We start from the raw sequence: 12,792 nt of genomic DNA on the forward strand, positions 1-12,792 counted from the left end.
GTGAACGATTGCGATTCCTTATACGCCGAACTCTTCTTCAGGAAAGAAGAAGAAAGACCCCAGTCTCTTCCCGGCGACGACGCAAGCGGGCGCGACGCCCTCGACGAATTGCGGCTGAAGCTCATCCAGGAAGCGTGGGCTTCGGATTTAGGGACGATGCGCGACAAAGAAAAGGCGCGCTCGCTGCTCCGGGAAATCGTGGCCCGCGAGGGCATGCCAGTAAACCTTATCGAAGAGCTCATGAAAGACATCTATGGCTTCGGGCCTATTACGGATCTGATGGAAGATCCAGGCGTGACCGACATCTGGATCGACCGCTACAATTTCATCCGTTACGAAAAGGACGGCCGCATCCGTAAATGGAACAAGACTTTCGCTTCCGAAGAGCACTTGCGGCGGTTTGCCGTGCGCCTTGCAGCCACGGTGGGCCGCAAGGTTGACGAAGCGCGGCCGGTCGAGGACTTCCGGCTGCCCGACGGGTCGCGGGCGGTGGTCTTCCTTGACGGCCCTTCTGTACGGGGTACGAGCATGATCATCCGCCGGTTTTCGCGCCTGTTCACGCTCGATGAGCTGGCTGAAAGGAATTTGTTCCCGCCGGAACTCGTGAGGATGTTCGATCTGATGGTCAAGGCGAGGCTGAACGTGTTCGCCGCCGGGGGCATGGGCTCCGGCAAAAACACTTTTTTGAACGCACTCCTGCTCCGCGTAGGGCCGGACGAGAGGCTGGTATTCATCGAGGACCCGGCGGAGACGCGGGTCGGCTTGCCGGACCCGCGCCGGCCGGACCTCCCCACACCGTGGACCGTTGTGCTGGAGCCGCGTCGGGCCGGAGTGGAAGGGGAGGGCGCCGTGCCGCCCGACCTGCTGTTCGAAAAAGTCCTCCGCACCAAACCGGCGAGAGTCATCTGCTCGGAATGCCGTAATGAAATCACCACCTATTGGACCCTCCAGGCCATGAACATCGGTCACCCGGGGTCAATGTCCACAGTCCACGCCGACGGCCCGGAAGAGGTGCCCCTGCGGCTTTCGGACATGCTGGCGGCGTACCGGGGAGGGGCGTACAGCACCCCGGCGTCGCGGGCAGGGAAAGTGGCCGCTGCTGAGGTCGTGTTTTTCCTCGGGCAGATAAATGGCCACAGGAGGCTTCTGGACGTCGCCGAGATCCGGCGCCGGGACGCGGATTCCCTGCCGGAAGTGGTGCCCCTCTACACTTTCCGCGTTGAGGGCTTCGCGGAAGACGGCGCTCCTTTGGGAAAGCTGCGGCCCACCGGCGAAATCCCCGCGTTCCTCGGCAAACGCAAGCTGGCGCTTTACCTTACCCCTGAAGAAATGGACGAATTGAGAGGGTGGTTCGGTTGTTGACGCCATTCATCGGTCTGGCGACATTTTTCGCCGTATTTTCGCTGTTCTGCGCTTTCGCCGGATGGAAACGCAGCAACCCGCTGCTGCCCAGCGGCGGCGCGGCGGCTTACAGGAACCGGGGGAAGGGCGAAACTTTTTTCGTGCGCCTCTGGAACCTGCGGGGGGATTCCCCTCTGACGCTCGAGTCCGGGGCACTCGCCGGGGCGGCCATAGGGGTGGGGACGTTCTTTTTGACCTCTTTGCTGGCCGACCCGGTGTTCGCTGTTCCGCTGGCGGCGGGCGGCTTTCTGCTCGGCCCGCGGGCGTTGAACCTCTACCTTTTCCGGCGCAGGATAAAGGCTTTCCGGAGCAACATAGAATTCGGGCTGGACACCCTGATGACCGCGCTGCACATCGGTATGTCTATGGAGAAAGCGTTACGTGAGGCGTCCATGCATTCTCCGGAGCCTATCAAGTCGGAATTTTTACGCCTGGCGGAAGAAATCGCCGGCGGTTTGCCGGAACCGGAAGCGTTCCGGGGCCTGGCGGCCCGCATCCCCTGCGTCGAAGCCGAAGAGCTGTGCGACGCGGTGGAGCTTTACAGCAAAGTGGGCGGCCCGCGGTCGCTGAACCTCTTGCGGGAAGTGCTGACCAGCCTGCGGGACGGCATCAGCACGCGCTACCAGGTACACCAGCACACGAAAGGGGCCAAGACATCAGCCATCCTGGTAACGTTCATCCCTGTGGCGTACATTTTCGGCATGCTCGTCCTGGCGCCGGACCTCTTCCGGCCGCTCGTGGACACCCAGATGGGCCGCACGGCGGCTTTTGTGGCTTTTCTCGTTTTCTGCTTCGGCCTCTGGCTGGTGATGAACATCCTGCGTTCGATTGAAGATTTTTGAAAGAAAGGCGGCGGTTTTTATGAACGTCCCTGTTTCCGTACCTTTTTTCGCGGCGGCGTTCGTCTTCTGCCTTGCGGTCGCGGCCGGGCTCCGCGTCTCCGTCACGGCTTTCGACCTGGCCGCGCATTCGCCGCCGTTTTCTGAGACGGCTTCCCGGTTTTTCACCAGGCTGTTGATATACCACCCGTGGCTGCAGAAGCTCGCCGGCCCGCCGGACGTGGAAGAAAAGCTCGCCCTGGCAGGAAACCCCTACGGCTTCAGCCCGGAAGCGTTCGACACCCTGCGTTTCGGCCTGATAGGGCTGGCGGCCGCGTCCGCCCTGCTGGGCGTCTTTTCCTCGAATATGTTAGCCTTTATCCCTGTGGTCTTCATCAAATTGCCGGACTGGTGGCTTTCTTTTCTGATCAGCGAACGGCGTAAAGCGATGAAGAGGGAATTTATCATGGTGGCGTCCAGGCTGGCCACGGCCCTGTCGGCCGGACTTGAATTGAGGGCCGCCCTGGAATGGGCGTCCGGCGGGATCACCGAGAAGCGTTCGGCTTTGCGCGAAGAATTGCGGCGCGCGGTCGAGGAGGCCAGGTACAACGCGCCCCTGGAAGAAGTGCTGAAAAATTTCGCCGCCCGGACGGGCCTTCTGGACGCGCAGAGGTTGGCCACAACGGTCATCCAGGCCCAGCGCTACGGCGCTTCGGTGGCGGGGAAACTTTCGGAAGCGGTGAAAGACGCCAGGGAACGCCGCAAGGCCGAAATAGTGGGCCAGGCCAAAAGCGCGGAACAAAAGCTGTATCTTGCCGTGTTCGTCATGGCGCTGCCGACGATAATCTGCACCCTCGCCCCTATGCTCATCTCTTTGGCCCAGCAGAACCCGTTCCATTGAACGCAAGCATTGTGGGGTGAGAGAAGGTGGACCCTTTTTCCGCATTGCAAAACGGCGGCGATTTCTACCTGGCCCAGAAAGTCGCCGAATTCAGCAATTGGACGCTGGTCGCCGTACAGGGCGTTCCTTTTCTCTTCCTGCTTGTGACGGCGGGACACGCCGTGTTGCGCTGCTTTCTCACCCCGGTCCTGGGGCGGGCCGGGGCGAGCCTGGTGGCCCTGTCCGTCGTTTCCCTGGCCGTGGGTGCATTTTCGGTCAGGGCCGTCCACCAGCCTGTCCTGGCGTGGGCGTTGGTGGCGTGGGCGGCGAACGCCGCGGGCGCGGCGTCGTTGGAATTGTTCTCGGCGATCAGGAAGGTCGGAGGTGGAAAATGATAAAGGTGTCCGGACGGATCAGGTATTTCTTTTCCGGCGAGCGCGGCACGGCCGTATTGATCCTGCTCCTCATCGTACTTTCGTGCGTAATCGGCGTGCTGGGGTTCGACTACGCCAGGGCGCACGCCGTCCAGGCCAGACTGCAGACGGCTGCCGACGCCGCTGCCCTAGCCGGGGCGATGCAAGCGGAGATCGTGCCGGAATACGAATACGTGATGTACGACGGAAACGGCAACGTGACCACCGACCCCGACAGGGCCGTGAAGGTGGAAGCGAAAGTCGTCGGGTATCACTGCGACCTACGGCAAAAAGCCGTACAAGCGTGGAACGCCGCCGCGGCAGCTTTCCGGCGGAACCTGACGGGCGAAAAGGTGCCCGTACAGGACATCGCTTGTCCGCCGGTTGCCGGGGCTGTGCCCAACCCGACCGCCGGCTACGCTTTCGAGGCGGACGTGGATTGGTCCGCGCCAAAATACGCCCGCGACGGGTCGGTCTACTACGACCAATACAAGGTATCCCGCGCGGAAGCCGGGGCGAGGTCGTACCTGCTCGTGCCGCTCTTCAGGATGATAAGCGGGCAGGACGTTTTCCAATCCCTCGCTTCCGCCCCCAGGCCCGCAGGATGGAGCGGGGCGGTGAAGGTGGCCGGTAAGGGGGTGGCCCAGGCTATCCCGGCGCAATGATAAAAAGCGGTTTTCTGAAAGACAAAATAATCACCGCCTTATGCCTGCTGGCCGTCGCAGCCCTTGCGATGGCCGCGACGGCGGCTTGCGGCGGTTCGCTGGTACAGGGCGACACCTTCTGGCACTTGAAAGTCGGGGAATGGGTCCTCTCCCTCAAGGAAATCCCGAAAGCCGACCCGTTCTCCTGGACGGCCCCCGGCGCCCCCTGGCACGCCCACGAGTGGCTGTGGGAAATCCTTGCCGCCGTCTTGTGGCGCGTCTGCGGCACGCGCGGCTTGTGGGTCTTAACGGCCGCTGGGGTGGCCCTGGCGGCGGCGTTTTCTTTCCTTTTAGCGGCGCGGCGGTCCGGCAGTCCGGCATGGTCGCTGGCGTGTGCCCCCGTTTCCCTCGCGTCCCTCGCGGCTTTTATAAGCGCGAGGCCGCACGTGCTCGCCCTGAGTTTTCTTACGGCATGGCTCTGGCTCCTGGACCTGGCGCGGGAAAAACGTTGGGCCGCCGCGTGTTTACCCGTCCTGGCGGCCGTCTGGGCGAACGTCCACGCTTCCGCGCCGCTGGGTCCCCTGATGGGGATCGTCATGCTGTCCGCCGACGCCCTTGCGAAAAAGCAGGGCGTCGTTGCCCGCCAATTCGCGGGCGCGGCCGCAAGTTTTCTGGCCACGGGACTGAACCCATGGGGCTTCGGCGTGTGGGGGTTCGCCTTAAAGGTCGGTTCGCACCCGGAAATGATCAACACCATAAACGAGTGGCTGTCGCCGGATTTCCACTCGCCTTTTATGCTCCCTGTATTGGCGGCGGCGATATTGCTGTTCCTCCTGCCGCGCGGCGACGCCGCGTTCCGCCTCCTGGCCGCCGGGGCGTTCCTGGCGGGCCTCGTCTCCATGCGGCACCTTGCCGTTTTCGCCGTGCTCTGGCCCGCCGCGGCTGCCCCGGCGCTGGCGGCGCGTTTCTCCGGTCCGGGCATGAAAATCGCGGCTGCGACGGCACTCGTCCTGACGGCGTTGGGGCTTACGGCCACCGTCTCTTCCCCGCCGCCCGCATGGCCCGGTAGCGGTTTTCCCGAGGCCGCTGTGTCCTATATGGTAAGGGAAGGTTTGACGGGCCGGGTGTTCAACTACTATACCTGGGGAGGGTATCTGATCTGGCGGGGGGTCGAGCCGTTCATCGACGGCCGGGCGGATATGTACGTGCTTTCCGGATCGGGCGTGATGGACGACTACGACCGGGCCGAAGGGATCCTCCGGCCGCCGGAGCCGGACGCGGTGTTCGCCAAGTGGGGGGTTAAAACGGTGCTGATGCCGTCCGATTCCTGGATGGCCCTGTACCTATCCCGTAATCCTGATTGGCGGGAAGTCTACAGGGACAATGCGGCGGTGGTGTTCGCCCGCACGGTCGGGCCGGGAAGCAAAGGTTTGAATGCGGCCAATATTCAATAGCCACTTGAGTTTTTCTAAAACGGCGGCGCAAAAAAAAAAAGAAAAGCCAGGCAATCTGGCCTTTCTTTTTTGAAATATATGGAAAGGAGGCGAACTCAAGTGTTCAATCTGCTGAAGCATTTCCTCAAGGGCGACAGGGGCGAAGCCGTCACGTGGATCGTGCTGGTCATCATCGGCGTGATCCTCGCGGTGGCCGCGTTCTTGAAATTCAAGTCCTCACCTGGCAACGTGGGCAACGAGATAAGCGGCGCGGCAAGCAACGCTGCCCAAGGTTTGAACGCAGTAAAAATTCAATAGTTGGTTCAGTTTATTTTAAACAACCGCACACAAAAAAATCTGATCACCCTGGTTTTTTTATTTAAAACATTTTACAGGAGGTGAACCCAAGTGTTCAATCTGCTGAAACACTTCCTCAAGGGCGACAGGGGCGAGGCCGTCACGTGGATCGTGCTGGTCATCATCGGCGTGATCCTCGCGGTGGCGGCGTTCCTGAAATTCAAGTCCTCGCCCGGTAACGTGGGCAACGAGATAAGCGGCGCTGCGAACAACGCTGCGAGCGGCCTTAACACTGTACGCATTCAATAGCGTCGGCGTACCCGGAACGGCCCGGTCTTTTCGTGAGACCGGGCTTTTTTTTTCAAAATCATTTTTCCGGGGGGATAAGCGATGTCTAAAATTTTGCGTTTTCTGCGGAGCGACCGGGGGGAAGCCGTACCCTGGATGGTGGTGCTGATCATCGGGGTCATCATGGCTGTGACGGTATGGAAATATATAGGCCCCGGTTTGAAAACAGCCGCCCAGAAGATGGGCAATTCCCTGGCGGGCCAGTGAAAGGACGGCTAGCATCATGTTGAGCGTAGTAATACCCGCGTACGACGAAGAGGACCGTTTGCCGGACGTCCTTAAGGTTTTGCGGGGACACCTCGCGGGGCAGGAATATGAAATTGTTGTGGTCGACGATGGCTCTTCCGACCGCACGGCTGATGTCGCGGGGCGTCACGGCTGCCGGGTGGTCCGCCACCCGGCCAACATGGGAAAAGGCGCGGCGGTGAAATCCGGCGTCCTCGCTTCCAGGGGCGACATGGTGCTGGTTACGGACGCCGACTTGGCGGCGCCGATTACGGAATTACCGAAACTAGAAGCGGCGCTTGCGGGTGGGGCGGATGTAGCCGTCGGCTCCCGCGAGGCGACGGGGGCGAAGGTATGGAGGGCTTCTTTCAAGCGGAAAGCGGCGGGGAGAGCGTTCAACCTTCTGGCGCGGCTCATGACCGGGCTACCCTACCGCGACACCCAGTGCGGCTTCAAGCTGTTTAAGGGGTACGCCGCGAGGGCGCTTTTTTCCCGCGCCGGATGCCGTGGATACTGTTTCGACGTAGAAATCCTGCTCCTGGCCCGGCGGCTGGGGCTGGTCGTAAAAGAGGTGGGTGTGGAATGGCGCGACAGGCCGGGCTCGAAAGTGAGGCTGTTGCGGGACGGGTGGAGGATGTTCCGGGAATTGCTGGAGATCCGGCGAAAGTTCGCCGGGAGCTTTTCTCCGGCCATTCCTGGTATTTCCGCGCCAGGCGGCGTTTCCTGTCCAGCGTCGTCGCCCGACACCTGCCCGCGGCGGGAAGCCGGGTGATGGACGTGGGCTGCGGGGACGGGTGGCTGGCGGGGTACTTTCCGCAATACGAATGGCACGGGGTCGAGCCCGACCCGGCGCTGCGGAAGTCCGCCATGGCGAACGGCGTGCGGGCCGTGTCCGGAAGGGCGGAAGAATTGCCTTACCCGGACGGGCATTTCGATGCTGTGTGCATGTTCGACGTGCTGGAGCATCTACCTGACGATGGCACGGCCCTGGCGGAAGCAAGGCGCGTATTGAGGCCCGGCGGGCTGCTCTTCGCCTCCGTACCCTTGCACCCGCGGCTGTGGTCGGCCCACGATGAGGCTTGCGGGCATTACCGGAGGTACCGGAAAGGGGAATTGGAGCGTGCCGCGAGACGGCACGGGTTCGTCCTCGCAGAGCGGCGGTTCTTCGTCTCTTTGTTCCTTCCGGCGGCCGCGCTGGCACGGGCGGCCGGGGGCGGCGGCCCATCGAGGCTGCCGGGTTTCCTGGACATTTTGGCCGAGAGGGCGCTCTCGCTCGACGCCAGGCTGCGGCTCCCTTTCGGCTTGAGCGAGGTGGCGGTTTTTGAACGTCTTGACCGTTTCGACCGTTAGTTTCGCCGGGGCGCTGGCGGCGGCCGCCGTCGCCGCCGTCGCGGCGGTTTGGGACGCCCGCACCATGACCATCCCGAATTGGCTCACCTACCCGGCGATGCTTTTGGGCCTTTTGCTGGGGGCCGCCTCGGGACGGGCGGTTCCTGCCGCCGAAACGCTGGGGGTATGCTTTTTTGCGGGCTTTTTCCTCTGGACGCTCGGGGTCTTCGCCGAAGGGGACGCGAAGCTGTTCGCCGCCCTCGGCCCGCTGGGCGGGGCGGACGCGGCTTTCCTCGGGCTGGCCCTGGGGTGCGGGCTGCTCTTGGCCGCCGTGGTGCCTATGCGGGTCCGCCGCGCCGGGCTCCGGCGGTGGCTGGCGGAGGAAAAGAAGGCTCTGTTCTTTATCTTATTGGGCGGCAGGCTGAGGCAGGAAGACGTTCCCTCCGGGTTCGACCCTGTTCCTTTCGGGCCGTTCCTGTGTGCGGGGTTCGTCGCGGCGTCAGTCCTTCTTGGTTTGGGGGTGGTTTAACTTTGGAGCTTTTGAAGCGTGTCTGCTTCGCGCTGGTGGGCGAAAAGTCGGTGGCCGAAATTTCCAGCGAAGTTTTCGGTTCCCTCTATGTGACGGACGCCGTGTGGGCGCCGCGGCGGCACCTCCGTTCCAGCCTCTTTACCGTGCAGACCGTGCTCGACCGCCGCGATCCGTCCACGCCCCGCACTTTCCCGCTGAAAGCGGCGGCGGAGGCTTTAGCCGAATGCCCCCCCTCCGGCGACGTGCTGATCCTCGGCCTTGGCGGCGGGGCGTTCGCCCACGTCGCCCTCTCTTTGCGGCCGGGAGTCAATGTGGTCGCCGTGGACCCCGACCCGGCGGCGGAAGAGGCCGCCCGGCGGTATTTCGCCCTGCCGCCGCATGTCGAGGTGGTCCGGGAAGACGCCCTGGCGTACCTGCGCCAAGCGGCGGAAGGTCGGTTCGCCTTTGTTTTTATAGACATTTTCGACCGCGGGCATACGCCATTCTGGCTAGGGGAATTGGCCCCCTTAGTGAGACATGCCGTGGTGCCCGGCGGGACTGCGGCGGTGAACACGACCAGAATCCACCCTTTCGACCGGAAGCAGGCCGCCGCAGTTGCGGCTTTTAAGGCGGCGTTCCCGGAAGTGAAGGTAAAGCGGTTTCCTCCGGTGCCGCCGCGCAACGAAGTTTTGATATGCTGGAAACGACTTAAAAAAAGAAAGGGGTGACCCGCTTGCGTAAACGTTTTTTACACCTCAGCGGCTTCTTACGCCATTCCCGTGCCTCTTCCCCCGTGGTGACGGCGGTCATCCTGCTACCCCTCCTGATGGCCGTCGCCTGGGGGTTCGCGTGGTTCGGCCACATGGCCGACGCCAAAAACGTTGTTGAGGAAGCCGCCCGTTCGGGGGCCAGGTGGCTGGCCTCCCACCCCGGAGACATTGAGGGCGCGAAATCCCGCGCGGCGGACGTGGTCCTCGCCGCCCTCAATCAGGGCAAATCGTTCATCCCCGGCGGGGCAATTTCGCAAGATTCCCTTAACAACGTATTGGTCGGCAGGCTGATCAAGACGGGCAACGGCTACGTCATCAACGACCGCACGCGGGGGCCGGTGAAGGTGAAGCCCGCCAGCCCGGGCGTCAAAAGCCAGATGGACGCCCTGGCAGGCAAAGTGGTGGTGGCGGACGGCGATTGGGCCGAAGCGAACGTGTTCCTGGCGAAAGTCGCCACGACCGACCCGCCGGAGACGCAAGCGATGCAGCAGGTGGGAGGGATTTCCGGCAGCCAATCCGGCACCCAGGGCAGTCAAACGGTAAACCAAACGCGCCGCCCGGGCCCGTTCCCGGCGGCCGTTTTGGCGAAATACGGGCAGGGAATCTGGGGAACGGGGTGGGCTCAGGGGTGGCCTGACCCCAACGCCTGGTGGATATGGGGCCAACCCGGGGCCGGGGAATGCGCACTGAACGGCCAGGAAGTGACGCTGACGTCGCCGGTCTGGTGGACCGCTGGCTATGACAAGTACCGATTATATGCTGTGGCGGACGATTGGTTCAACGTGCGGGTGGACTCGACCGATGTCCTTCAGGGTTCAGGCCAGGGCGTGAAGACTTGGGACTGGGAGCCGGGCCCCAGACGCCCCGTTCAGTTCGTGGTAACGGCCCGGAACGACTACGGGCCGACGGGGTTCTTATGCACGGTGAAGCAGACGGGGTGGCACTGGCCCGTATCGTATCCGCCACAATCACTCTCAAACGGCTTAGTAAAATACCCCGAGTGGACGGTCCCCTACGCGCAGTGGGTGACCGTCACAGCGAAAGACCGGTACGGCCGGGCGGCTCCAGTTTACGTTGGAACGGGTAACGCGGGGAGTCCCCAAAACATCTCCACCAGCAATGCCCTCCGGTTGCAGGTGAGCTCCCACAGGGCAGATGTGTGGAGCAACCCCTGGTCACCGCCCGGCGGGAGGAAGATAAAGAGGATCTACGTCAAAGGGAAGAGCGAAAGGAACTACGACTACGGCTACGTTTACGGGTGGAACGGGTCGTCGTGGGTGCTGCTGGCCCAAAGGTGCAGTCCCGGATATAACCAGGAATACGACGAATGGATAGATGTTTCCAGTTATAACGTCACCCGGATAAAGACAAGGCTGACCACAGACAGGAGCGTGCTGTACAGCCCGACCTACGTGGACGTGCCCGTGGTGGAAACGGAAGCGTCGGGGTGGGTAGCGACCGGAAACGGCACGGTTCAATTTTACGCCTACCCTAACACGAAGTATTTTGTGTGCGTGGGTACAGGGAATGGCGATACTCAGTCTACCGGCGGTGCCCTCCGGGTACAGGTGAGCTCCCACAGGGCCGATGTGTGGAGCAACCCCTGGTCGCCGCCCGGCGGGGGGAAGATAAAGAGGATTCACGTCAAAGGGAAGAGCGAAAGGAACTACGACTACGGCTACGTTTACGGGTGGAACGGGTCGTCGTGGGTGCTGCTGGCCCAAAGGTGCAGTCCCGGATATAACCAGGAATACGACGAATGGATAGATGTTTCCAGTTATAACGTCACCCGGATAAAGACAAGGCTGACCACAGACAGGAGCGTGCTGTACAGCCCGACCTACGTGGACGTGCCCGTGGTGGAGGTAGAAGCCCAGTCAGGGCAGGGTTATGACGTCACCGTAAATCTCGACGGTGGGGTCGTCCTTCATTCCGACTCTTCGTGGACATACACTCCTGTCGACGGCGTGGCCTACGGCGCGGCGACCCTGCCGCAGAGGGTCGTGCCCGGAGGGGAATTCACCGTGAAGATCAGCGCTACCAACCTCGCCCGGAAGGAATGGTTCGCTTCCAGGCCTTCCTGGTGGCCCGGCAATTGGAACAGCCCCGATTCCTGGCGGACGAATTTTTCGTACCACTGGTACGACGACAAAGGGAATCTCGTCGTCCAGGACGGCTTGAGGACGGGCCTGCCGCAGACCGTGCAGCCCGGCGGGTCGGCGAACCTCGACCTGAAAGTGAAGGCTCCTCCTCAACCCGGCAAATACAGGCTGGTCGTCGACGGCGTCCAGGAATACTGCGCCTGGTTCGGCCCGCTGCAGGGGGTCAACTGGCCGACGCTGGAGGCGTGGATCGACGTGGGGGGTATAGACTACGCCGTCTCCTACAACCCCGCTTGGGCGCCGAAATACATGGAAGCGGGCAAAACTTATAACCTCCAGATTACGGCCCGGAACGACGGGGGCTTGACCTGGACTCCCCAGGGGCGGTTCGGCCTCTCGTACCATTGGTACGACAAAAATACCGGCAGGGTCGTCGTCTGGGACGGCTCGCGGGACTACGTGGACTACGCCGTGGCCCCGGGCCAGTCTTACACGTTCAACCTGCCCGTGAAGGCGCCGTCGAAGCCCGGCACGTACACCCTGGAAATCGACATGGTGCAGGAAGGCGTGACCTGGTTCAAAGACAAGGGCTGCCCGGTCTTGCGGGCAGACGTGGAGGTTCCCCAGGGCGACGTCCTCAAAGGCCCCCTCACCTTTGACGGCGAGGACTACTGGGTGGGGAACACCATCGTGAGGTCTGCCGGACCCGACCTCTCCCGGTTCGCCGGCATGAACGCCGTACTCTGGGGCCAGAACACGGGCCAAGTGGAGCGGTTCTTCCGCGTGAAATCGATCCAGGAATACGCGCCGGACGATTGGTCAGCCCTGGTGACGTTCGACCCGGACAAGGACGTCCTCTGCAACGACCCGAACAGGGGCGATCCCCAGGCCCAGGCCGGCGACCCGGTGAGCAAGCCGAGGACCGACAACTTCGCTTATTGCCGGGTGACGTACCACTACCCGGTTCCGCTGCAGGGTTTGTGGAAGATGTTGTCACATACGGGCGTGCCGGCGTGGCGCGGCGAGGAGCCGCCCTCCCGCAGAGTGGTAGGAGAGGCGTATTTCGTGTCCGGCGAGGCCGGGAAATAGCGAGCGACTTGGGCGGTAGTTCGACCGCCCTGTTTTTTTAAAAGGGGTGATGCGTTTGAGGGCGCGGGATTTCGTTTCCGGCAGCCGGGGGGAGGTGGTGCCGTGGCTTCTCGTGCTCCCCCTGATCTTCTTCGTCTTCTTCTTCGGCGCGACCTATTTGTACTTGGACGCCGCCAGGTCGGGCGCAGCGATGGCCGCCAGGGCGGGGGTCAGGGAATACGGCGTGCTTCTCGGACAATTCGACCCGGCGGCGGCGTCGGCCTGGGCCACCATCAAGGTGAAAAAGGTTTTGGCGGAAGAGGGGCTTCTCGATTCTTCCGACAGCCTCCTGCCGCCGAACCAGCCGCCGCCAAACGGCAAACGGGGGGCGAGCGTGGAGCTCGCAGACTACGGCGAGTGGGTGAATTGTGCCGTCAGGCCAATAAGCCGATACAGCAAATCAACTTTCCTCGCCATGCCATCATCGGCGCCATTGCCAGGGGAGACGAGATAATAATTCCCGGAGGTAACGATTATATAACGCCCGGCGATCATG

At 62.5% G+C, this 12,792-nt stretch carries 16 protein-coding genes; 15 read left to right on the forward strand and 1 reads right to left on the reverse strand.

The genetic code is table 11. The annotated features are described in order from the left end of the window. From FLZ89_RS14275 to FLZ89_RS14295, 5 genes are read left to right on the forward strand one after another with little or no spacing between them, the layout of a single operon-like run. Window positions 1-1,362 carry a CpaF family protein gene (locus tag FLZ89_RS14275; protein ID WP_141264529.1) on the forward strand — a complete coding sequence of 454 codons (1,362 nt, stop codon included), beginning with the start codon at window positions 1-3 and terminating at the stop codon, window positions 1,360-1,362. Then, complete coding sequence (locus FLZ89_RS14280) at window positions 1,359-2,243, forward strand: type II secretion system F family protein (protein ID WP_141305193.1); 885 nt, start codon at window positions 1,359-1,361, stop codon at window positions 2,241-2,243. The genes FLZ89_RS14275 and FLZ89_RS14280 overlap by 4 nt, the downstream gene beginning before the upstream one ends. Next, window positions 2,230-3,120 (forward strand): type II secretion system F family protein, encoded by an 891-nt coding sequence (locus FLZ89_RS14285; protein ID WP_141305194.1) that lies wholly within the window; start codon window positions 2,230-2,232, stop codon window positions 3,118-3,120. The genes FLZ89_RS14280 and FLZ89_RS14285 overlap by 14 nt, the downstream gene beginning before the upstream one ends. A 26-nt stretch (window positions 3,121-3,146) precedes the next feature. After that, window positions 3,147-3,494, forward strand: a complete 348-nt coding sequence (locus FLZ89_RS14290) for a hypothetical protein (RefSeq protein WP_141264526.1) — start codon at window positions 3,147-3,149, stop codon at window positions 3,492-3,494. Further along, complete coding sequence (locus tag FLZ89_RS14295; protein WP_141264525.1) at window positions 3,491-4,177, forward strand: pilus assembly protein TadG-related protein; 687 nt, start codon at window positions 3,491-3,493, stop codon at window positions 4,175-4,177. The genes FLZ89_RS14290 and FLZ89_RS14295 overlap by 4 nt, the downstream gene beginning before the upstream one ends. On the opposite strand, the gene FLZ89_RS14300 is transcribed toward FLZ89_RS14295, so the two are convergent. Continuing rightward, on the reverse strand, window positions 4,161-4,754 hold the full coding sequence (locus FLZ89_RS14300; protein ID WP_141264524.1) for a hypothetical protein: 594 nt from the start codon (window positions 4,752-4,754) through the stop codon (window positions 4,161-4,163). The two genes, FLZ89_RS14295 and FLZ89_RS14300, sit on opposite strands and share 17 nt — an antisense overlap. On the opposite strand from FLZ89_RS14300, the gene FLZ89_RS14305 reads away from it, so the two are divergent. The 10 genes from FLZ89_RS14305 to FLZ89_RS15805 all read left to right on the forward strand — a co-directional run. Beyond that, window positions 4,741-5,610, forward strand: a complete 870-nt coding sequence (locus FLZ89_RS14305; protein ID WP_141264523.1) for a hypothetical protein — start codon at window positions 4,741-4,743, stop codon at window positions 5,608-5,610. The genes FLZ89_RS14300 and FLZ89_RS14305 overlap by 14 nt on opposite strands. Before the next feature lie 99 nt (window positions 5,611-5,709). Continuing rightward, entirely contained in the window at window positions 5,710-5,907 is a 198-nt protein-coding gene (locus tag FLZ89_RS14310) for a hypothetical protein (RefSeq protein ID WP_141264522.1), read from the forward strand. A gap of 90 nt (window positions 5,908-5,997) precedes the next feature. After that, entirely contained in the window at window positions 5,998-6,195 is a 198-nt protein-coding gene (locus FLZ89_RS14315) for a hypothetical protein (RefSeq protein WP_141264521.1), read from the forward strand. Between the two features lie 81 nt (window positions 6,196-6,276). Further along, complete coding sequence (locus tag FLZ89_RS15800; protein WP_172613642.1) at window positions 6,277-6,441, forward strand: hypothetical protein; 165 nt, start codon at window positions 6,277-6,279, stop codon at window positions 6,439-6,441. A gap of 16 nt (window positions 6,442-6,457) precedes the next feature. Beyond that, entirely contained in the window at window positions 6,458-7,231 is a 774-nt protein-coding gene (locus FLZ89_RS14320; RefSeq protein ID WP_141264520.1) for a dolichyl-phosphate beta-glucosyltransferase, read from the forward strand. Continuing rightward, a complete protein-coding gene (locus FLZ89_RS14325; protein ID WP_253256565.1) occupies window positions 7,207-7,809 on the forward strand; it encodes a class I SAM-dependent methyltransferase in 603 nt (200 codons plus the stop codon). The genes FLZ89_RS14320 and FLZ89_RS14325 overlap by 25 nt, the downstream gene beginning before the upstream one ends. After that, the gene (locus tag FLZ89_RS14330; protein WP_141264518.1) at window positions 7,781-8,317 is read left to right on the forward strand and encodes a prepilin peptidase; all 537 of its coding nucleotides are present in this window, start codon (window positions 7,781-7,783) and stop codon (window positions 8,315-8,317) included. Before FLZ89_RS14325 ends, FLZ89_RS14330 begins: the two co-directional genes overlap by 29 nt. Before the next feature lie 2 nt (window positions 8,318-8,319). Then, window positions 8,320-9,024 carry a spermidine synthase gene (locus FLZ89_RS14335; protein WP_141264517.1) on the forward strand — a complete coding sequence of 235 codons (705 nt, stop codon included), beginning with the start codon at window positions 8,320-8,322 and terminating at the stop codon, window positions 9,022-9,024. Between the two features lie 68 nt (window positions 9,025-9,092). Beyond that, a complete protein-coding gene (locus FLZ89_RS14340; RefSeq protein ID WP_141305195.1) occupies window positions 9,093-12,257 on the forward strand; it encodes a TadE family protein in 3,165 nt (1,054 codons plus the stop codon). 102 nt (window positions 12,258-12,359) lie between these two features. Then, the coding region (locus FLZ89_RS15805; RefSeq protein WP_277997572.1) for a TrkA C-terminal domain-containing protein at window positions 12,360-12,792 on the forward strand (433 nt) is incomplete at its 3' end.

This window comes from Moorella sp. E306M (assembly GCF_006538385.1).
In the GTDB taxonomy this organism is placed as follows: domain Bacteria; phylum Bacillota; class DSM-521; order Neomoorellales; family Neomoorellaceae; genus Neomoorella.

What these genes read in the sequence shown, in the direction of transcription:
- FLZ89_RS14295 (WP_141264525.1), top strand. Translation starts at nt 3,491, where the DNA reads ATGATAAAGGTGTCCGGACGGATCAGGTATTTCTTTTCCGGCGAGCGC.
- FLZ89_RS14305 (WP_141264523.1), top strand. Translation starts at nt 4,741, where the DNA reads ATGGGGATCGTCATGCTGTCCGCCGACGCCCTTGCGAAAAAGCAGGGC.
- FLZ89_RS14300 (WP_141264524.1), bottom strand. Translation starts at nt 4,754, where the DNA reads ATGACGATCCCCATCAGGGGACCCAGCGGCGCGGAAGCGTGGACGTTC.
- FLZ89_RS15800 (WP_172613642.1), top strand. Translation starts at nt 6,277, where the DNA reads ATGTCTAAAATTTTGCGTTTTCTGCGGAGCGACCGGGGGGAAGCCGTA.
- FLZ89_RS14320 (WP_141264520.1), top strand. Translation starts at nt 6,458, where the DNA reads ATGTTGAGCGTAGTAATACCCGCGTACGACGAAGAGGACCGTTTGCCG.